This window comes from Pseudomonas sp. NPDC087690 (genome assembly GCF_044743175.1).
In the GTDB taxonomy this organism is placed as follows: domain Bacteria; phylum Pseudomonadota; class Gammaproteobacteria; order Pseudomonadales; family Pseudomonadaceae; genus Aquipseudomonas.
Window position 1 is genome coordinate 41960 of sequence record NZ_JBIUVX010000019.1, and the last position, 18643, is coordinate 60602.

Consider the following 18643-nt stretch of genomic DNA (forward strand, 5'->3'; position numbering starts at 1 on the left):
TCCCTCTCCCTTTGGGAGAGGGCTAGGGTGAGGGGGGCTGAAGCACCGCATATTTCTAGTGCTCACCCCGGAACGCTGGCAGACTGCCAATCCTTTTACGCGGTTCGTTTTGAGGCTGTATGCCAACGTTTTCTGAGCGTCATGTAGTGTTCTGGGTCAGTTGCATCATCATTTTCGGCGGTTTGCTGCTGGTGCTGCCGCTGCGCTTGTTGCCCAGTCTGTTGGCCGGTCTGTTGGTCTATGAGCTGGTCAATATGCTCACCCCGCAGTTGCAACGGCTGATCGAAGGCCGCCGCGCGCGTTGGCTGGCGGTGGCCTTGCTCGGCACGCTGGTGGTGAGTGTGCTGGCGCTGATCTTCGCCGGCGCGATCAGTTTTCTCCTGCACGAAGCAGAAAATCCCGGCGCTTCCCTCGATAAATTCATGGGTGTGGTCGACCGCGCGCGCGGGCAATTGCCGCCGTTCATCGATGCTTATCTGCCGGCCAGTGCTGCGGAATTTCGCGTGGCGATCGGCGAGTGGATGAGCAAGCACCTGTCCGACCTGCAACTGGTCGGCAAGGACGCGGCGCACATGTTCGTGACGCTGCTGATCGGCATGGTCCTCGGTGCAATTATCGCCTTGCAGCGCATCCCCGACGTGACCAAACGCAAACCGCTGGCCGCCGCGCTGTTCGACCGTTTGCACCTGCTGGTGCAGGCGTTTCGCAACATCGTTTTCGCGCAGATCAAGATTTCCCTGCTCAACACCTTCTTCACCGGGATCTTCCTCGCGGTGATCCTGCCGATGTTCGGCATCAAGCTGCCGCTGACCAAAACCCTGATTGTGCTGACCTTCCTGCTCGGCCTGCTGCCAGTAATCGGCAACCTGATGTCGAACACGCTGATCACCATCGTCGGCCTGTCACTGTCGATCTGGGTGGCGATTGCCGCGCTGGGTTATCTGATCTTTATCCACAAGCTCGAGTACTTCCTCAACGCGCGGATTGTCGGCGGGCAGATCAGTGCCAAGTCGTGGGAGTTGCTGCTGGCGATGCTGGTGTTCGAGGCCGCATTCGGCTTGCCGGGGGTGGTGGCGGGGCCGATTTATTATGCGTATCTGAAGAGTGAGTTGAAGCTGGGCGGGATGGTTTGATCCAAGCCTTGTAGCGCTTGAATGGGTCTCTTCGCGAGCAGGCTCGCTCCCACATTTTGAGCGCATTCCTTCAGTTGAAATGCAATCCAGTGTGGGAGCGAGCCTGCTCGCGAATGGCGCGACGCCGATTTCAGGTCAGGCCATGGCGCCATAGCGTTTCATGGCTTCAATCGCCAGTCCGCTACCAATGCTGCCAAAGATATTCCCTTCAACATGCCGCGCCTTCGGCAGCATCGCCGAGACGCTGTTGCGCAGCGCCGGAATCCCGCTCGAACCACCGGTGAAGAACACGGTATCAACCTGATCCACCGCCACACCGGCATCGTTCAACAGCTGCGTAACACTGCCACGCACTCGCTCCAGCAACGCATCGATCGCCGATTCAAACAGCGCGCGAGTCAGTTCAACACTCAGCCCGGGTTCAATGCGATCCAGCGGCACATGGCGGCTGTCGGTGTGGGTCAACTGGATCTTGGTTTCTTCCACTTCCATCGCCAGCCAGTGCCCGGCGCGTTGTTCGATCAACTTGAACAAGCGATCGATGCCGCCGGTGTCTTCGATGTCGTAGCGCATGCTGCCCAGCGCCAGGCTGGATTTCTGCGAGTACACCGAGTTGATGGTGTGCCAGGTTGCCAGATTCATGTGGTGGCTGGTCGGCATGTAGGCGCCGCTCTTCATGCGGCTGCCGTAGCCGAACAGCGGCATCAGGCCTTGCAGGCTCAGCTGTTTGTCGAAGTCGGTGCCGCCGATGTGCACGCCGCCAGTGGCGAGAATGTCATCGTGACGGTTATCGAAACCGCGACGCTCCGGCGACAGGCGCACCAGCGAGAAGTCGGAGGTACCACCGCCGATGTCGACGATCAGCACCAGCTCTTCTTTCTCGATGGTCGACTCGTAGTCGAAGGCCGCTGCAATCGGCTCGTACTGGAAGGAGACTTCCTTGAAACCGATCTTCCTGGCCACGTCGACCAGGGTGTCTTCGGCTTCCTGGTCGGCCAGCGGATCGTCATCGACGAAGAACACCGGACGGCCGAGCACCACTTGTTCGAATTCCCGACCGGCGGCGGTTTCCGCACGGCTCTTCAACTGGCCGATGAACAGGCCGAGCAAGTCCTTGAACGGCATCGCCGTGCCGAGCACGCTGGTGTCGTGCTTGATCAGCTTGGAACCGAGCAGGCTCTTCAACGAGCGCATCAGCCGGCCTTCATAACCTTCCAGGTACTCGTGCAGCGCCAGACGACCGTAAACCGGGCGGCGTTCCTCGATGTTGAAGAAGACCACCGACGGCAGGGTGATCTTGTCGTCTTCCAGCGCGATCATCGTTTCCATGCCGGGGCGCAGCCAGCCGACGGTGGAGTTGGACGTGCCGAAGTCGATACCGCAGGCACGGGCTGGAGAGGCGTCTTTCATGTCTTTCGGTTCCGGTCAAAAAAACGGCCGCGCAGTGTATGTCAGTGCGCGCCAGATTCGAAGGCCGGTCATCTGCTATTTCACGACTAAACTGCTTGAAACTCGCAGCTTTGCCCCAAACTTGCTGGCATGGGCCGGCAGAACCACCGGCGGTCGCAAGAACCGCCGTCCACTGCCGATAAACTTCTGCTGCGCCACCCGGTCACAACCTTGAGATCGGTCAACCTGGCACGCGCGAATCGGCGCATGCTGGCATCGGCGCGAAATCGATAACGGATGGTGATTCCTTCAATGGACTTCAAAGACTATTACAAGATACTCGGCGTGGAGCCGACAGCAGACGACAAGGCAATCAAGGCTGCCTATCGCAAGCTGGCGCGCAAATACCACCCCGATGTCAGCAAGGAAAAGGACGCCGAGGCCAAATTCAAAGACGCCTCGGAAGCCTATGAAGCGCTGAAAAGCGCCGACAAACGCGCCGAGTACGACGAGCTGCGCCGCTATGGCCAGCACGGTCAGCCGTTCCAGGGGCCACCGGGCTGGCAGAGCCGAGGCGGCTTTGGCGGTGGCGGTGGCGACACCGGCGACTTCTCGGACTTCTTCAGTTCGATCTTCGGCAATCGCGGCCCCGGTTTCGGTGGCGGCGAAGGTCGGCAACAACGCAGTGCAGGGCGCCGAGGGCAAGACGTGGAAATGGAACTGCCGATCTTCCTCGAGGAGACGCTCGCTAACGAATCGAAGAAAGTCACCTTCCAGGTGCCGCAATACAACGCCAACGGCCAGCACGTCAGCAACACCAGCAAGAGCCTGAACGTGAAGATCCCGGCGGGCGTGACCGACGGCGAGCGCATTCGCCTCAAAGGCCAGGGCGCGCCGGGCATCGGTGGCGGGGCGAATGGCGATCTGTACCTGACCATTCGTTTTGCGCCGCACCCGAAATTCGATGTCGAAGGTGAAAACCTCATCATCACCTTGCCGCTGGCGCCTTGGGAATTGGCATTGGGCACGGAAGTAGCCGTGCCGACCCTGACCGGCAAGATCAACCTCAAGGTGCCGGCCGGTAGCCAGAATGGCCAGCGCATGCGCGCCAAGGGGCATGGCTTGAAAAACAAGGCTGGTGAGCGCGGTTACTTGTTTGTGCAGCTCAAAGCGGTGATGCCGAAAGCGGCCGACGACGAGGTAAAGGCGCTGTGGCAGGAACTGGCGAAGAAAGCCGCTTTCAATCCGCGAGAGAACTTCTGAAACCGACGACGGAGTAGCCCATCATGAGCAGCCCCCTGATCGTTCAACTGGACCTGGCAGAATTCTGTGAGGCGGCCGATTTGTCGGACGTCTACGTGATCGAAATCGTCGAACACGGCATCCTCGAACCTCAGGGCGCACAGCCCCGGGAATGGCGCTTCACCGATTACGAATTGGCCCTGGCCAAGCGTGCGGCGAAGTTGCGCCGGGATCTGGAGCTGGAGTGGGAAGGGGTTGCGCTGGCGCTGGATCTGCTGGAGGAGGTGCGTGAGTTGCGTGCCGAGAACCGTATGCTCAAACAACGCCTGGCACGCTTGGTAATCGAATAACCCATGTAGGAGCTGCCGAAGGCTGCGATCTTTTGATGTTGATCTTAAAAAACAAGATCAAAAGATCGCAGCCTTCGGCAGCTCCTACAGGGATCGGTATACGCAGGCCCTTGTACTCGCGGGTCTCGAAGGGCCTTTTTTGGTTAGAACAAAAAGTACCGCTGTGCCATGGGCAATGTTTCCGCCGGCTCACACCACAGCAGCACACCATCAGCCTTGACCTGATACGTCTGCGGATCAACATCGATGTTCGGCAGATAGTCGTTGTGAATCAGATCGGTTTTCTGCACATCCCGGCATCCCTTCACCACGCCGATTTTCTTCTTCAACCCCAACGCTTCCGGCAACCCGGCCTCCTGCGCCGCCTGGCTGATGAAGGTCAGGCTGGTGGCGTGCAACGAGCCACCGTAACTGGCGAACATCGGGCGGTAGTGCACCGGTTGCGGGGTCGGGATCGACGCGTTGGCGTCGCCCATCAGACTCGCGGCAATCGCGCCACCCTTGAGGATCAGTGTCGGTTTCACGCCGAAAAACGCCGGACGCCAGAGCACCAGATCCGCCCACTTGCCGACTTCGATCGAACCGACTTCATGGCTGATGCCGTGGGTGATCGCCGGGTTGATGGTGTATTTGGCGATGTAGCGCTTGGCGCGGAAATTGTCGTTGCCTTCGCCGTCCTGCGGCAGTGGGCCGCGCTGTTTTTTCATCTTGTCGGCGGTCTGCCAGGTGCGCGTGATGACTTCGCCGACACGACCCATGGCCTGGCTGTCGGAGCTGATCATCGAGAACGCGCCGAGGTCGTGGAGGATGTCTTCGGCGGCAATCGTTTCGCGGCGGATGCGACTTTCGGCGAAGGCGACGTCTTCGGCAATGCTCGGGTCGAGGTGGTGGCAGACCATCAGCATGTCGAGGTGTTCGTCGATGGTGTTGCGCGTGAACGGCCGGGTCGGGTTGGTCGAACTTGGCAGCACGTTAGGAAAGCCGCAGGCCTTGATGATGTCTGGCGCGTGACCGCCGCCGGCACCTTCGGTGTGATAGGTGTGAATGGTGCGGCCCTTGAACGCGCCGAGGGTGGTTTCGACGAAACCGGATTCGTTGAGGGTGTCGGTATGGATCGCCACCTGCACGTCGAACTGATCAGCGACGCTCAGGCAATTGTCGATGCTCGCCGGCGTGGTGCCCCAGTCTTCGTGCAGCTTGAGGCCGATGGCGCCGGCCTTGACCTGTTCGATCAATGGCTCCGGCAGGCTGGCGTTGCCCTTGCCGGTGAGGCCGATGTTCATCGGGAACGCGTCGGCCGCCTGGAGCATGCGCGCCAGGTGCCACGGCCCGGAGGTGCAAGTGGTGGCGTTGGTGCCGGTGGCAGGCCCCGTGCCACCGCCGATCATGGTGGTGACGCCGCTCATCAGCGCTTCTTCGATCTGCTGTGGGCAGATGAAGTGAATGTGCGTGTCGATGCCGCCGGCGGTGAGGATCATGCCCTCGCCGGCAATCACTTCGGTACCGGCGCCGATGGCGATGGTGACGTTGGGTTGCACGTCGGGGTTGCCGGCCTTGCCGATGGCGGCGATGCGGCCGTCCTTGAGGCCGACGTCGGCTTTGACGATGCCCCAATGGTCGATGATCAGCGCGTTGGTGATCAGCGTGTCGACCACTTCGGCGGCCAATAGTTGGCTTTGGCCCTGGCCGTCGCGGATGACTTTGCCACCACCGAATTTGACTTCTTCGCCGTAGGTGGTGAAGTCTTTTTCGACCTCGATCCACAGCTCGGTGTCGGCCAGGCGCACCTTGTCGCCGACGGTGGGGCCGAACATGTCGGCGTAGGCTTGTCTGGAAATTTTCATGCAGCGTCCTTCAGGAAAATAGTGGTGAGCCATCGACCCTCACCCTAGCCCTCTCCCAGAGGGAGAGGGGACTGATCGCGGGTTTCTTTCGACATACATCGACCTGAAATATCGAGTCGAACTCAGGATCGGAAAAGCCCCCATTCGGCTCCCTCTCCCTCGGGAGAGGGCTGGGGTGAGGGGCAGCGGTGCACGCAGATGTCAGAGGTCACCCATGACCCGTCCGGCAAAGCCGAACACCCGCCGATGCCCGGCGTAATCGACCAGCTCAACCTCACGGCTCTGCCCCGGTTCAAAACGCACCGCCGTGCCCGCCGGAATATTCAGGCGCATGCCACGGCTCGCTGCGCGATCAAAAGTCAGCGCGTCGTTGGTTTCAAAAAAGTGATAGTGCGAACCGACCTGAATCGGCCGGTCGCCGCTGTTGGCGACTTTCAGGCTGATGGTGCGGCGGCCGACGTTGAGTTCGATGTCGCCGGGCTGGATCTGGTACTCGCCAGGAATCATCACTGGGCTCCTTGCAGAATCTTGTAATAGAGGGCGGTCGGGCGATACGTGCCGTTCGGGTCGCAGGCGTAATCAGGAATTTCGCCGGCACGGCTGTAACCCAACGCTTTATAGAAATCTTCAGCCGGCGAACCCGCTTCGGTGTCGAGGTAAAGCATGCCGCGCTTGTGATGGCGGGCCTCCAGCTCCAGCGCGCTCATCAATTGCTGACCGAGGCCACGGCGACGGGCGTGTTCGCGCACCAGCAGTTTTTGCACTTCGGCACGATTCAGGCCGTTGGCTTTCTGGCACAACCCCAATTGCACGCTGGCCAACACCTGCTCGTCCTTGACCACCACCCAGAGCAGCACGCTGCCCTTGTTCACATTGTCCTGGACGTCATCGAAATAGGCGTGAGCCTGCGCCGCATCGAGATCGGCCATGAAGCCGACACTGGCGCCGTAACCCACGGCATCGAGCAGCAAATCGATCAGGCCCTGACGGTAGTGGGCAAAACTTTCAGCATTGACGCGGCGCAGTTGGGCGGCGTTCATCGGTGTCACTCCTTGATGGCTTCAGGCGGCTCCGCGCCAGGGGTGAGGGTCAGTTGCATGAAGGTCAGGTCCAGCCAGCGGCCGAACTTGGTGCCGACTTGCGGCATTTGCCCGGTGGTGATGAAACCGGCGCGTTCGTGCAGACGAATCGAAGCAGCGTTGCCGCTTTCGATGGCGGCGACCATCACGTGCTTGTCGCAGGTCCTTGCCCGTTCGATCAGCGCAGCCATCAGTTTCGGGCCGAGGCCGTTGCCGCGTTGGTCGCTGCGCACATACACCGAGTGCTCGACGGTGTGGCGAAAGCCATCGAACGGCCGCCAGTCACCAAACGAAGCGTAGCCGAGCACAGTGTTGTCGCCGTCAACGATCACCAGAATCGGATAGGCCTGGGCCTGACGCGCGCTGAACCACGCCTGACGGTTGCCGAGGTCGACGGCTTGTTCATTCCAGATCGCCGTGGTGTTGAGCACGGCATCGTTGTAGATATCGCGGATCGCCGGCAGATCGGCATGCAGGGCATCGCGAATGGAGTAGGTCATGGCGCGGCCTCAAACGATCGGTTGGTGGACGGTGACCAGTTTGGTGCCGTCGGGGAACGTCGCTTCGACCTGAATCTCCGGGATCATTTCCGCGATGCCTTCCATCACTTGTTCGCGGCTGAGCAGGGTGGTGCCGAAGTGCATCAGCTCGGCCACCGTCTGGCCGTCACGGGCGCCTTCGAGCAGGGCTGCGGAGATGTAGGCCATGGCTTCCGGGTAATTGAGTTTCACACCGCGTGCCAACCGCCGCTCGGCGACGAGGCCGGCGGTGAAGATCAGCAGCTTGTCTTTTTCGCGTGGGGTCAGGTCCATTGTGGGGTTCCGTCAGGGCAGTTTTGTGAGGTTCTTGCGGGCGAGGGGTGCCAGTTGGAACAGCCCCTCACCCTAGCCCTCTCCCGAGGGAGAGGGGACTGATCTCGGTTGTTTTCAATGGCCGGTTCAGTCAGCGGTATTCGTTCAGGCAGTTAAATTCACTTCAAGCGACTCGGTCAGGCTCTCTCTTTCGAGAGAGAGGGGACTGATCTCGGCTGTTTTCAATGGCCGGTTCAATCAGCAGTATTCGTTCAGGCAGTTAAATTCATTTCAAGCGACTCGGTCAGGCTCCCTCTCCCTCCGGGAGAGGGCGGGGGGTGAGGGTCGCTTTCAGGTGCTCCATATTCTCGGAGATACCGCCGCGCGACCGAGCAGCGCCGGTCTGAGCAAGCGCCATAAATCGATAAGCCATGCGCGGGCGAGCAGTGCTTCCGACGCCAGACAACGGGCGACCAACAACCCCGGCAACTGGGTCAAATCCCCGCGCACGTCATGGCCCAGCGAACGACAACGCTCCAGCAACTCAGCCTCAATCTCACCGGTCACCAACAACGTCGCAAACACCGGATTGCCATCCATCCCAATCGGCGAATCAAGCAAACCGTCACCACCGACAATGCGCTGACGTTCATGCCAGAGCAATCGACCATCACGGCGAATATCCAAATGCGCCTGAAAATGCCCACGGTCAAAACGTTCGCCACTGGCCGGGCGACCCAACGCCACCACGTCCCAGTAGAACAGCCGCGCATCACCCTCAAGTTCAATCGAAGTGGTCAGCTCAGCCTGCGCGGCGCTGTAGACGATGGTCTCCTGCGGCAGCCATTCCAGGGTCGCTCCGGCAGCCACTTTCAAGTCAAGTTTCTGATAAGCCGGTCCACCGGCGCGATACCACTTGGCCGCGCCTGGGCTGGTGATCTGCGCCCAGGCGTGTTGTTCGACGCGGGCGCTGATGTCCAGCCGATCACCGCCGGCAATCCCGCCCGGTGGGTGGACGATGATGTGCTGGCAGACCTCGGGGCCTTCGGCGTACAGGTGCTTTTGCACCCGCAGCGGGCCGAGGTGGCGGCGCATGACCGGGCGCGTGCAGTCGCCGAAACGGGCGTAAGCGAGTTCCAGCTCGGCGTGCCAGCTGGGGGTAAACAGGGCAGGTGCAACAGTCGAATTCATGGTGTGTAATTATCGTTAGGAGGCTACAGATTAGTTCGTTGTACTAGATCGTTACCAGCCCGCGTACACCCTCGGCCTCCATATTTTCACCGCGCCCCTGTTGCACGATCTCGCCCCGCGACATCACCAGGTATTGATCGGCCAGTTCCGCGGCGAAATCGTAGAACTGCTCGACCAGCAGAATCGCCATGTCACCACGTTCCGCGAGTTTCTTGATCACCGCGCCGATCTCCTTGATCACCGAGGGTTGAATGCCTTCGGTGGGTTCATCAAGGATCAGCAAACGGGGGCGGCTGGCCAATGCGCGGCCAATCGCCAACTGCTGTTGCTGACCGCCAGACAGATCGCCGCCGCGACGCTGCTTCATTTGTAGCAGCACCGGGAACAATTCATAAATGAAACCTGGGACTTCTTTGGCTTCGCTGCCGGGAAAACGCGACAGGCCCATCAACAGATTCTCTTCCACGGTCAGGCGTCCGAAGATCTCGCGGCCCTGCGGCACATAGGCGATCCCGGCGTGAACCCGCTGATGCGGCTTGAACGTGGTGATCGGTTTGCCTTCCCAGTTCACCGTGCCTTCTTTGGCCGGCAACAGGCCCATCAGGCATTTGAGCAGAGTGGTTTTTCCCACACCGTTACGTCCGAGCAGGCAGGTGACTTCGCCGACCTTCACGTCGAAAGACAGGCCACGCAGGATGTGGCTACCGCCGTAGTACTGGTGCAGCTTGTCGACTTGCAGCATTTCCAAAATCTCCCTCGATGATCGTTCCCACGCTCTGCGTGGGAACGCATCCCGTGACGCTCTGCGTCACATGACGGCGGACGCAGAGCGTCCATGGCGGTATTCCCACGCAGAGCGTGGGAACGATCCAGGTCTTCACCGGCCGAGGTAGACCTCGATCACGCGCTCGTTTTCCTGCACCTGCTCAAGCGAGCCTTCGGCCAGCACGCTGCCCTGGTGCAACACGGTCACATGGTCGGCAATCGAGCCAACAAACCCCATGTCATGCTCCACTACCATCAGCGAATGCTTGCCCGCCAGGCTCTTGAACAGTTCTGCGGTGAACTCGGTTTCCGCATCGGTCATGCCCGCCACCGGTTCATCGAGCAACAGCAATTGCGGGTCCTGCATGAGCAACATGCCGATCTCGAGAAACTGCTTCTGACCGTGAGAGAGCAACCCGGCCTGACGATTGACCGAGGTGGTCAGGCGAATCGTTTCGAGTACTTCGCTGATCCGATCCTTCTGCTCGCCACTCAGCCGCGCGCGCAAACTGGCCCACACCGACTTGTCGGTCTTTTGCGCCAGTTCGAGGTTTTCAAACACGCTCAAAGCCTCGAACACAGTCGGCTTTTGAAACTTGCGACCGATGCCGGCCTGAGCGATTTGCACTTCGCTCATTTGCGTCAGATCCAGCGTTTCGCCGAACCACGCCTTGCCGTGACTCGGGCGAGTCTTGCCGGTGATCACGTCCATCAACGTGGTTTTGCCCGCACCGTTGGGGCCGATGATGCAGCGCAACTCGCCGACGCCGATGTACAGATTGAGATTGTTCAGCGCGCGAAAGCCATCGAAGCTGACGCTGATGTCTTCCAGTGTGAGGATCGTGCCGTGACGGGTATCGAGACCCGGGCCGACGCGTTGGCCGAGGCCGATCGAGTCGCGGCTGGTGCCGGCGTCCTTGTTCGGCTCGACAGGAAAGAAGGCCGGTTCCAGCATGAATTCAGCGCTCGCCGTGACTCTCATTGTTCACCTCGTTTCTTCAGCAGACCGATCACGCCTTTGGGCAGGTACAGCGTCACGACGATGAACAGCGCGCCGAGGAAGAACAGCCAGTATTCGGGGAAGGCCACGGTGAACCAGCTCTTCATGCCGTTGACCACACCGGCGCCGAGCAACGGGCCGATCAGTGTGCCGCGCCCGCCAAGGGCCACCCAGACCGCCGCTTCAATCGAATTGGTCGGCGACATTTCGCTCGGGTTGATGATCCCGACTTGCGGCACATACAACGCGCCGGCCAGACCACACAACACCGCGCTCAACACCCACACGAATAACTTGAAACCGCGCGGGTCGTAGCCGCAGAACATCAAGCGGTTTTCCGCATCACGCAACGCGGTCAGCACGCGGCCAAACTTGCTCTGCGCCAAGCGCCAGCCGATGAACAGGCTCGCCACCAGCAACAACACCGTGGCCAGAAACAGCACCGCGCGGGTGCCCGGTTCAGTGATGCCGAAACCGAGAATCGTACGGAAATTGGTGAAGCCGTTATTGCCGCCAAACCCGGTCTCGTTGCGGAAAAACAGGAGCATGCCGGCGAAGGTCAGGGCCTGGGTCATGATCGAGAAATACACGCCTTTGATCCGCGAACGGAAGGCGAAGAAACCGAACACCAGCGCCAGCAACCCCGGCGCCAAGACCACCAGACACATGGCCCAGACAAAGCTGCTGGTGCCGGTCCAGTACCACGGCAATTCGCTCCACGACAGGAAGGTCATGAACGCCGGTAGACCATCGCCGGCAGCCTGACGCATCAGGTACATGCCCATCGCATAACCGCCGAGGGCGAAGAACAGCCCGTGGCCCAGCGACAGCAGACCGGCGTAACCCCAGACCAGATCCAGCGCCAGGGCGACGATGGCGTAGCAGAGGATTTTGCCAACCAGCGTCAGTGTGTACGCCGAGACCGACAGGGCATTGTCCGCTGGCAGCAGTGACAGCAGCGGCAGGGCGATCAGCAGGGCGAGGATCACTGCGCCGACGGCGATCGTGACTTTCGGCCCGGCCTTTTGTGTAGCGGTAACAAGCAGAGGCTGGTTCATCAGTCGATCACCCGTCCTTTCAGTGCGAAGAGGCCTTGCGGACGTTTCTGAATAAACAGAATGATCAGCGCGAGGATCAGGATCTTGCCGAGCACCGCACCGATCTGCGGTTCGAGAATCTTGTTGGCGATGCCCAGGCCGAATGCCGCGAGCACGCTGCCGGCGAGTTGCCCGACGCCGCCGAGCACCACCACCAGGAACGAGTCGATGATGTAGCTCTGACCGAGGTCCGGGCCGACGTTGCCGATCTGGCTGAGCGCCACACCGCCGAGGCCGGCGATGCCCGAACCGAGGCCGAAGGCGAGCATGTCCACACGACCGGTCGGCACACCGCAGCAAGCGGCCATGTTGCGGTTCTGGGTGACGGCACGAACGTTGAGGCCCAAGCGAGTTTTGTTCAGCAGCAGCCAGGTCAGCACCACCACGAACAAGGCGAAAGCAATGATGACGATGCGGTTGTACGGCAGCACAAGATTGGGCAGCACTTGAATACCGCCGGACAGCCACGCCGGGTTGGCCACTTCAACGTTCTGCGCGCCGAACAACAAACGCACCAGCTGGATCAACATCAAGCTGATGCCCCACGTCGCGAGCAGGGTTTCCAGCGGGCGGCCGTAGAGGTGACGAATCACCGTGCGCTCCAGCGCCATGCCGATTGCGGCCGTGACAAAGAACGCCACCGGCAGCGCGATCAGCGGGTAGAACTCAATCGCTTGTGGCGCATAGCGCTGGAACATCAACTGCACCACATACGTCGAGTAGGCGCCGAGCATCAACATCTCGCCGTGGGCCATGTTGATCACCCCGAGCAGGCCGAAGGTGATGGCCAGACCGAGGGCCGCCAACAGCAGAATCGAACCGAGGGACATGCCGCTGAAGGCCTGACCGAGGATCTCGCCGATCAGCAGTTTGCGTTTGACCTGGGCGAGGCTGGTTTCGGCGGCGGTGCGCACGTTGGCATCGGCTTCGACGCCGGGTTGGAGCAAACCTTCGAGGCGCGTACGGGCGAGTGGATCGCCGGTTTCGCCGAGCAGTCGCACCGCGGCGAGGCGCACCGCCGGGTCAGTGTCGACCAGTTGCAGATTGGCCAGCGCCAGGCTCAGGGCGGCGTGAACGCTTTCATCTTTTTCGCCAACGAGTTGCTGGTCGAGGAATTTCAGCTGCGCGGGTTTCGCGCTTTTCTGCAATTGCTGCGCGGCGCTCAGACGGATTTTGGCGTCGGCGGCGAGCAATTGGTGGCTGGCCATGGCGGTGTCGATCAGACCCCGCAGGCGATTGTTCAGGCGCAGGGTTTTCGCTTGGCCGTCGATGGTCAGTTCGCCTTGTTGCAGGGCGTTGATCAATTCGATACGTGCCGGGTCGGGCTGCGCAGCCCAGGTTTCCAGCAGTTTGGCTTGCTGCACAGGATTGGCCGCGACGAAGTCTTCGGCGTCGCCGGCGTGGGCCAGCATCGGCAGCAATAGTGCGATGGCTATGAGAAAGCGGTGTATGGCAGTGGGCATTAGTGGTGTTTCCTTTCTTGCGGTGGCCGATGGAGCGGTGTCCGGCTGTGAATCCGCCCCTCACCCTAACCCTCTCCCAGAGGGAGAGGGGACTGACCGAGTTGTCAGGTCATCCAACACCGACCTGACATTCCTGCGTCGAACTCAGGATCTGAAAGCCATAGAGATCTGCTCCCTTCCCCCACTCCCGGAGGGAGAGGGGGCTGGCCGAGGTGTCTGGACGATGTGCTGCGACCCGCGAATTCGAGCCGAACTCAGGCTTTGAAAAACATGAAGATCGGCTCCCTTTCCCCTCTCCCTGAGGGAGAGGGCTGGGCGGGCGGCGTTCCGATGAGGGGGAAATCTAAAGCCCACCTCAAAAACTGAATCCGCCTCAGTTGCTCTTCACCGCATAATCGGGCTTCTTGTCGTTGCCCTGAATGAACGGGCTCCACGGTTGCGCACGGACCGGACCTTCGGTCTGCCACACGACGTTGAACTGACCGTCCGCCTGAATCTCGCCGATCATCACCGGTTTGTGCAGGTGGTGATTGGTCTTGTCCATGGTCAGGGTGTAGCCGGACGGCGCGGCAAAGGTCTGGCCGGCGAGGGCTTCGCGGACTTTGTCGACATCGGTGGACTTGGCTTTCTCAGCCGCTTGCGCCCACATGTGGATGCCGACGTAAGTGGCTTCCATCGGGTCGTTGGTCACCGCTTTGTCGGCGCCCGGCAAGTTGTGTTTCTTCGCGTAGGCCTTCCAGTCAGCGACGAATTTCTTGTTCACCGGGTTCTCGACGGATTCGAAGTAGTTCCACGCCGCGAGGTTGCCCACCAGCGGTTTGGTGTCGATCCCGCGCAATTCTTCTTCGCCGACCGAGAACGCCACGACCGGTACGTCGGTCGCCTTCAGGCCCTGGTTGGCCAGCTCTTTGTAGAACGGCACGTTGGAGTCGCCGTTAACGGTCGAGATCACCGCTGTTTTACCGCCAGCAGAGAACTTCTTGATGTTGGCGACGATGGTTTGATAGTCGCTGTGACCGAACGGCGTGTAGACCTCTTCGATGTCCTTGTCGGCCACGCCTTTGGAGTGCAGGAACGAGCGCAGGATCTTGTTGGTGGTGCGCGGGTAGACGTAGTCGGTGCCGAGCAGGAAGTAGCGCTTGGCGCTGCCGCCTTCTTCGCTCATCAAGTATTCAACCGCCGGGATCGCTTGCTGGTTCGGCGCGGCACCGGTGTAGAAAACGTTTGGCGACATCTCTTCGCCTTCGTATTGCACCGGGTAGAACAGCAGACCGTTGAGCTCTTCGAACACCGGCAGCACCGATTTACGCGACACCGACGTCCAGCAGCCGAACACCACGGCAACCTTGTCCTGAGTCAGCAACTGCCGGCCCTTTTCAGCGAACAGCGGCCAGTTCGACGCCGGGTCGACCACCACCGGCTCAAGCATCTTGCCGTTGACGCCGCCCTTGGCGTTGATCTCGTCGATGGTCATCAGCGCCATGTCTTTGAGCGACGTTTCGGAGATCGCCATGGTGCCGGACAACGAATGCAGAATCCCGACCTTGATGGTCTCGGCGGCCTGGACAGTCCAGGTCATGCCCATCGCGGCAATGGATGCCGTGAGTGTGAAAGCCTTGATCAAACTGCGACGCTTCATTGTGCGATCTCCATGAACATTTGAAGTTTTTTTGGTTGGCAGATGCGGACGACTGAAGGGGCTTTAGCAAGGGCTGTGCCTAAGGCGGGCGAGGCCCGGTCTGAAGCACTGGCGGGTGGCCTACGTAACGCGTCCTGCACCAGTGTCGGGCACTCTGAGCGGTCGCGGGCACGTCGTTGCACTTGTATGGGGCTAGCGAGCGCAGGGATCGCGAAAACGATAACTATGTACCGCCACTGAGGCTCGCGGCACGGGCAGGCTACGGGGTCGACGTACCTCTAGAACTGAAACAGGGATGATTTCAATGACAGCAGTTTTTCCGCACGTTCGGGCGGCTACCGGTCCGGCCTTGAGTGGCGCATTTATGTCGGCGGATGACGCCGCTCGTTACGCCCATGAGCGCGTTGGCACACGTCGGGATCGCGGCTACGGCAGTTGTATTTTCAAGCGCGACGATGGCCGCTTTGTGGTGAGCGAGCCGCTGGCAATCACCGCAGAATCTCTGGACAACCGTCTGCTGTATCCGCAGGACGCAGAGGGCAAGGCGATCTTTGCGCCGCAGCACACCTTGCACAGTTTCTTCTATTCCCATGTGGCACTGTCGATGCTCGATGTGCAAGTTGTCGCCAACCATGGCTGGCAACGAGCCCAGGCCATCACCAGTTTGCTGATGTTCAATGCGCCGCAACTGCGATTTCTGCTCAATGAGCAAATGACAGCGTACCTTTCAGGGGCGCATGACAGCCTGATCGTTTTCAAACCTGACACGCAAAGCGCGGCGGCGCTGCTTGAACAGCTGGGTACTGCCGAGTCACCGGGACCGCTTGGGTCAGCGTCAGCCCCGCCGGATCGTCTGGTTTCCAAGGTGGCCCAGGCGGGGGAACTGGAGGTCGTGGTCAGCAACAACAACTGGCGACCAAGGGGGCGGATCACGTCGCAATCGTTCATCCTCGTTCACTCATGGGAACGAACGCGCCCCCAGCGAACTTCTTTTGGGGCGATATTCGCGAGCGCAGATGACGCCGCGCAAGATTGTTATCTGCGCGATACCGCGTCGCACGACGATGATCAAATTTGGTTTGGTTTCATCCTCAAGCAAAAGGGCAAACAGCAATACATTGCCTCGGAACTGGTGCCGGTGGACAAGGAACGGAATGTACTTTTTGCGCTGAGTAGCCTGTTCCCTGCTTCTGGCGTTGCGGGGGGGTATCGCTTCCCCGAGTCTTTCGCCGTGCATTCGTATTTCTACTCACGCCCACGAATCAAACACGCCAAAGGCGTTTCAAAAAACTGGTTGGGGCACAACTTCATTGAACCGCGGGATCTTTTTGTTTCGGTCTACAACGCAAAAAAACATCCGCAAGTCGAGACCGGCGCAACGATCACGACCTACATCGCGCCCAGGGATGGAGTCCTTCTTAAATACACACCGCGCAAAGACACCCGGCTGTTCGATAACGATGTGCCATTGATGGGTCTGGAGGCCATTCAGAGCAACCTGGCCTCCGGCAAGGTGTCGACTACCGACTTTGTCAGGGTCGTTGCCAACAGCGGTGAGCTGAGTGTGTTGCGCACCAGTCTGTGCTGGGATCGTAAAGGTACGGTCGACCGATACTGGTACCCCCGCAAAAACCTTCAGCGATTGGCGCTGGGGGCGGTTTTTCTGAGCGCCGATGACGCAGCGATCGCAGCACGGGGCAAGATTCCTTCCGGCACCCAGCGTGCATACGGCGGGTTGATCCTGAAACGCCCGGACGGCTTGTTCGTGGCCACCGATCCGATTGCGATCCTGGAGGAAGACTTCGAAATCGATTTCATCTTTCCAGACGCCAGTGTCAGTCAGGGAGCGTTTCCGGTGGGCTGTACTGTCGTTGGCCGGTATCGCTCCAGGGTTGCCCGTGAGCTGCCCATTCTGCTGGGCGAAGTCGATAAACAGGTGTACCGGAACATGCTTTCGGTGGACGTGGTTTGCACCGCTTTCCTGTGGGACATCCAGCGTCTGGAGGAGTATCTGTTCTGTCCTGATGGCGCAATCATCCGTTTCCTGGCAAATATCGGGCATAAATTTCTGACGGGAATTTTCAAGAAATTGGGCATGGATATGCTCACGGGCATGCGGCCCTCGCTCATCAAACAGAAAATTCACGATGGCTGGTTGCTGCCACGAGACTGGGTGAAAGACCTGGTGAAGAGTGGCAAATTGGCTGTGGTCGTTGGGAGCAAACTGTGGGGCAATCCGGGAGCGATCACGGCATTCGCCCCTATGCGGCAAGCATCTGTCGATTCACCAACCGTCAGTAATCCTGCCTGCAGTCCGCTGTTCACCCAAGCGTTGGGCGTTGCGCGTTTCGTTCATGAACAACCCGGGCGAACCGGCGAGTTGCGCTTTGGCGCCCTCCTGACCAACGCCCGCAGCGGTCACTACGTGGCGAGCCTCCCGCAAGAGGTGAGAGAGGACAAACTGACGATTGACGAAATTTTTCCACAGGGTTCATTGCCTGACCGTCACACGCTTCACGGCTTGTATCTGCGCGCTCCCGATCAACCCGCAGGCCTGACAGACGAAGATTATCGACATTTTTTTTCACCACTGGACTTGAGCCGGGCGCATACAGCCGTCTATTCACCTCAGGGGTATAAGCCGATCTATTTTTCCTGTTCAGATGGCGCGTTGCTGCGCTATGAGATGTCGCCTTTCGATACGGACGCACCGCTGGACAAGTCTGGTCAGATCCAGTCGCGTCCAAACCGCTTCGGATCTACTAAGAGGGCTGAGTATTTCTGGCAAAAAATTGCCCGGGCAACCTTCTCGCTGGCGAGCTACATCCGCCAGTTGGCCCATGTCGGCAAACTTGAAGTTCTGATCCCGAGCCCCTTCTGGTCGCGTGTTGGCGATGTGGGGGCTGACTGGGAACCGAGGATGAAAGACCGCTCACCTGAAGAACACTGGGCCAATCAGCCCGAGCTTCCTTTGGGGCCGATTTATCACCATGCCGACGATGCCGCCCGTTATGCGCAGTCTCGGGCCGGCAGCGCCTATGCACAGAAAACGGTGTATGAAAGTGCGATTCTGGCCAAGTCCACAGCCAACGCTTATGTTGCGCTGGAGCCGCTGGCGGAAAGCGAATCTCTGGAAGCGATGGATCGCATCTTCCGCACCTTGAAGGCAGCGACCCCCAGAAACAGAGCGCCGCAATTTCCCGATGGCTATGCATTGATCGCCAGTCACCAGCTGTATTTCTCCGGGAACACGCCAATGGCCGCCGACCCGGAAAAGGTCTACGCCAATTACGCCTCGCCGGAGATGGTGTTTGCCCATACATTTGCGTTGAAGTCCAAAGGATTCGACATCCACGCACACTATTACTCGACCCCGCACGGCGCGTTGATCAAATACGCTCCCCTCTATTCCGAAGCGGAGCGCCGTTTGCTGTCGACCCGCCCCGTGGAGCTTGTCAACGGCCAGTGGGAGACGCGACTTTCGCCGGGTGAATTCATCTCACAACTGGCCGGTATTGCTGAACTGCGGGTGCTGAAAGCCGCGTACTACTGGAACCAGGAGGGGCGAGTCGGCACCAAATGGCGAACGTCGCGTCAGCAGGCACCGGCACCAACTCATAGACCGGTCCGGGACGAGCTGTAACACCATCAGCGCGGAAG

The 18643-nt window shown here is 60.0% G+C and carries 16 protein-coding genes; 4 read left to right on the forward strand and 12 right to left on the reverse strand.

What is annotated here, in order from left to right; all coding sequences use genetic code 11:
• The first annotated feature begins 119 nt into the window (after positions 1-119).
• Positions 120-1133: an AI-2E family transporter gene (locus ACIPIZ_RS18200; RefSeq protein WP_064388695.1), complete on the forward strand. Its 1014-nt coding sequence runs from the start codon at positions 120-122 to the stop codon at positions 1131-1133.
• Positions 1134-1268: 135 nt separating this feature from the next.
• On the opposite strand, the gene ACIPIZ_RS18205 is transcribed toward ACIPIZ_RS18200, so the two are convergent.
• Complete coding sequence (locus ACIPIZ_RS18205; RefSeq protein WP_064388696.1) at positions 1269-2543, reverse strand: Hsp70 family protein; 1275 nt, start codon at positions 2541-2543, stop codon at positions 1269-1271.
• A 291-nt stretch (positions 2544-2834) separates the two neighbouring features.
• Here ACIPIZ_RS18205 and ACIPIZ_RS18210 point away from each other — a divergent pair, with 291 nt between their 5' ends.
• Both ACIPIZ_RS18210 and ACIPIZ_RS18215 read left to right on the forward strand, forming a co-directional pair.
• Positions 2835-3785, forward strand: a complete 951-nt coding sequence (locus ACIPIZ_RS18210; RefSeq protein ID WP_064388699.1) for a DnaJ C-terminal domain-containing protein — start codon at positions 2835-2837, stop codon at positions 3783-3785.
• Positions 3786-3808: 23 nt separating this feature from the next.
• Positions 3809-4114: a chaperone modulator CbpM gene (locus ACIPIZ_RS18215; protein WP_053116834.1), complete on the forward strand. Its 306-nt coding sequence runs from the start codon at positions 3809-3811 to the stop codon at positions 4112-4114.
• Between the two features lie 143 nt (positions 4115-4257).
• Here the strand turns inward: ACIPIZ_RS18215 and ureC are convergent, their stop codons facing one another.
• From ureC to urtA, 11 genes are all read right to left on the reverse strand, one after another.
• A complete protein-coding gene (ureC, locus tag ACIPIZ_RS18220) occupies positions 4258-5958 on the reverse strand; it encodes an urease subunit alpha (protein WP_064388701.1) in 1701 nt (566 codons plus the stop codon).
• Between the two features lie 201 nt (positions 5959-6159).
• The gene (locus tag ACIPIZ_RS18225) at positions 6160-6465 is read right to left on the reverse strand and encodes an urease subunit beta (RefSeq protein WP_085685038.1); all 306 of its coding nucleotides are present in this window, start codon (positions 6463-6465) and stop codon (positions 6160-6162) included.
• A complete protein-coding gene (locus ACIPIZ_RS18230; protein ID WP_064388704.1) occupies positions 6465-6998 on the reverse strand; it encodes a GNAT family N-acetyltransferase in 534 nt (177 codons plus the stop codon). Before ACIPIZ_RS18230 ends, ACIPIZ_RS18225 begins: the two co-directional genes overlap by 1 nt.
• Positions 6999-7003: 5 nt before the next feature.
• A complete protein-coding gene (locus ACIPIZ_RS18235) occupies positions 7004-7537 on the reverse strand; it encodes a GNAT family N-acetyltransferase (RefSeq protein ID WP_401166487.1) in 534 nt (177 codons plus the stop codon).
• Between the two features lie 9 nt (positions 7538-7546).
• Complete coding sequence (ureA, locus tag ACIPIZ_RS18240) at positions 7547-7849, reverse strand: urease subunit gamma (protein WP_016984788.1); 303 nt, start codon at positions 7847-7849, stop codon at positions 7547-7549.
• Positions 7850-8179: 330 nt separating this feature from the next.
• Entirely contained in the window at positions 8180-9019 is an 840-nt protein-coding gene (locus ACIPIZ_RS18245) for an urease accessory protein UreD (protein ID WP_253480462.1), read from the reverse strand.
• A gap of 43 nt (positions 9020-9062) precedes the next feature.
• Positions 9063-9761: an urea ABC transporter ATP-binding subunit UrtE gene (gene urtE, locus ACIPIZ_RS18250; protein WP_064388710.1), complete on the reverse strand. Its 699-nt coding sequence runs from the start codon at positions 9759-9761 to the stop codon at positions 9063-9065.
• A gap of 135 nt (positions 9762-9896) precedes the next feature.
• The gene (gene urtD / locus ACIPIZ_RS18255) at positions 9897-10766 is read right to left on the reverse strand and encodes an urea ABC transporter ATP-binding protein UrtD (protein WP_007918913.1); all 870 of its coding nucleotides are present in this window, start codon (positions 10764-10766) and stop codon (positions 9897-9899) included.
• The gene (gene urtC, locus ACIPIZ_RS18260; RefSeq protein ID WP_064388712.1) at positions 10763-11842 is read right to left on the reverse strand and encodes an urea ABC transporter permease subunit UrtC; all 1080 of its coding nucleotides are present in this window, start codon (positions 11840-11842) and stop codon (positions 10763-10765) included. Before urtC ends, urtD begins: the two co-directional genes overlap by 4 nt.
• Positions 11842-13344, reverse strand: a complete 1503-nt coding sequence (urtB, locus tag ACIPIZ_RS18265) for an urea ABC transporter permease subunit UrtB (RefSeq protein ID WP_064388714.1) — start codon at positions 13342-13344, stop codon at positions 11842-11844. Before urtB ends, urtC begins: the two co-directional genes overlap by 1 nt.
• Positions 13345-13717: 373 nt before the next feature.
• Positions 13718-14983 (reverse strand): urea ABC transporter substrate-binding protein, encoded by a 1266-nt coding sequence (gene urtA / locus ACIPIZ_RS18270; protein WP_064388716.1) that lies wholly within the window; start codon positions 14981-14983, stop codon positions 13718-13720.
• Between the two features lie 304 nt (positions 14984-15287).
• On the opposite strand from urtA, the gene ACIPIZ_RS18275 reads away from it, so the two are divergent.
• Entirely contained in the window at positions 15288-18626 is a 3339-nt protein-coding gene (locus ACIPIZ_RS18275) for a hypothetical protein (RefSeq protein WP_401166494.1), read from the forward strand.
• Positions 18627-18643: the final 17 nt, after the last annotated feature.

What these genes read in the sequence shown, in the direction of transcription:
- ACIPIZ_RS18200 (WP_064388695.1), top strand. Translation starts at nt 120, where the DNA reads ATGCCAACGTTTTCTGAGCGTCATGTAGTGTTCTGGGTCAGTTGCATC.
- ACIPIZ_RS18205 (WP_064388696.1), bottom strand. Translation starts at nt 2,543, where the DNA reads ATGAAAGACGCCTCTCCAGCCCGTGCCTGCGGTATCGACTTCGGCACG.
- ACIPIZ_RS18210 (WP_064388699.1), top strand. Translation starts at nt 2,835, where the DNA reads ATGGACTTCAAAGACTATTACAAGATACTCGGCGTGGAGCCGACAGCA.
- ACIPIZ_RS18215 (WP_053116834.1), top strand. Translation starts at nt 3,809, where the DNA reads ATGAGCAGCCCCCTGATCGTTCAACTGGACCTGGCAGAATTCTGTGAG.
- ureC (WP_064388701.1), bottom strand. Translation starts at nt 5,958, where the DNA reads ATGAAAATTTCCAGACAAGCCTACGCCGACATGTTCGGCCCCACCGTC.
- ACIPIZ_RS18225 (WP_085685038.1), bottom strand. Translation starts at nt 6,465, where the DNA reads ATGATTCCTGGCGAGTACCAGATCCAGCCCGGCGACATCGAACTCAAC.
- ACIPIZ_RS18230 (WP_064388704.1), bottom strand. Translation starts at nt 6,998, where the DNA reads ATGAACGCCGCCCAACTGCGCCGCGTCAATGCTGAAAGTTTTGCCCAC.
- ACIPIZ_RS18235 (WP_401166487.1), bottom strand. Translation starts at nt 7,537, where the DNA reads ATGACCTACTCCATTCGCGATGCCCTGCATGCCGATCTGCCGGCGATC.
- ureA (WP_016984788.1), bottom strand. Translation starts at nt 7,849, where the DNA reads ATGGACCTGACCCCACGCGAAAAAGACAAGCTGCTGATCTTCACCGCC.
- ACIPIZ_RS18245 (WP_253480462.1), bottom strand. Translation starts at nt 9,019, where the DNA reads ATGAATTCGACTGTTGCACCTGCCCTGTTTACCCCCAGCTGGCACGCC.
- urtE (WP_064388710.1), bottom strand. Translation starts at nt 9,761, where the DNA reads ATGCTGCAAGTCGACAAGCTGCACCAGTACTACGGCGGTAGCCACATC.
- urtD (WP_007918913.1), bottom strand. Translation starts at nt 10,766, where the DNA reads ATGAGAGTCACGGCGAGCGCTGAATTCATGCTGGAACCGGCCTTCTTT.
- urtC (WP_064388712.1), bottom strand. Translation starts at nt 11,842, where the DNA reads ATGAACCAGCCTCTGCTTGTTACCGCTACACAAAAGGCCGGGCCGAAA.
- urtB (WP_064388714.1), bottom strand. Translation starts at nt 13,344, where the DNA reads ATGCCCACTGCCATACACCGCTTTCTCATAGCCATCGCACTATTGCTG.
- urtA (WP_064388716.1), bottom strand. Translation starts at nt 14,983, where the DNA reads ATGAAGCGTCGCAGTTTGATCAAGGCTTTCACACTCACGGCATCCATT.
- ACIPIZ_RS18275 (WP_401166494.1), top strand. Translation starts at nt 15,288, where the DNA reads ATGACAGCAGTTTTTCCGCACGTTCGGGCGGCTACCGGTCCGGCCTTG.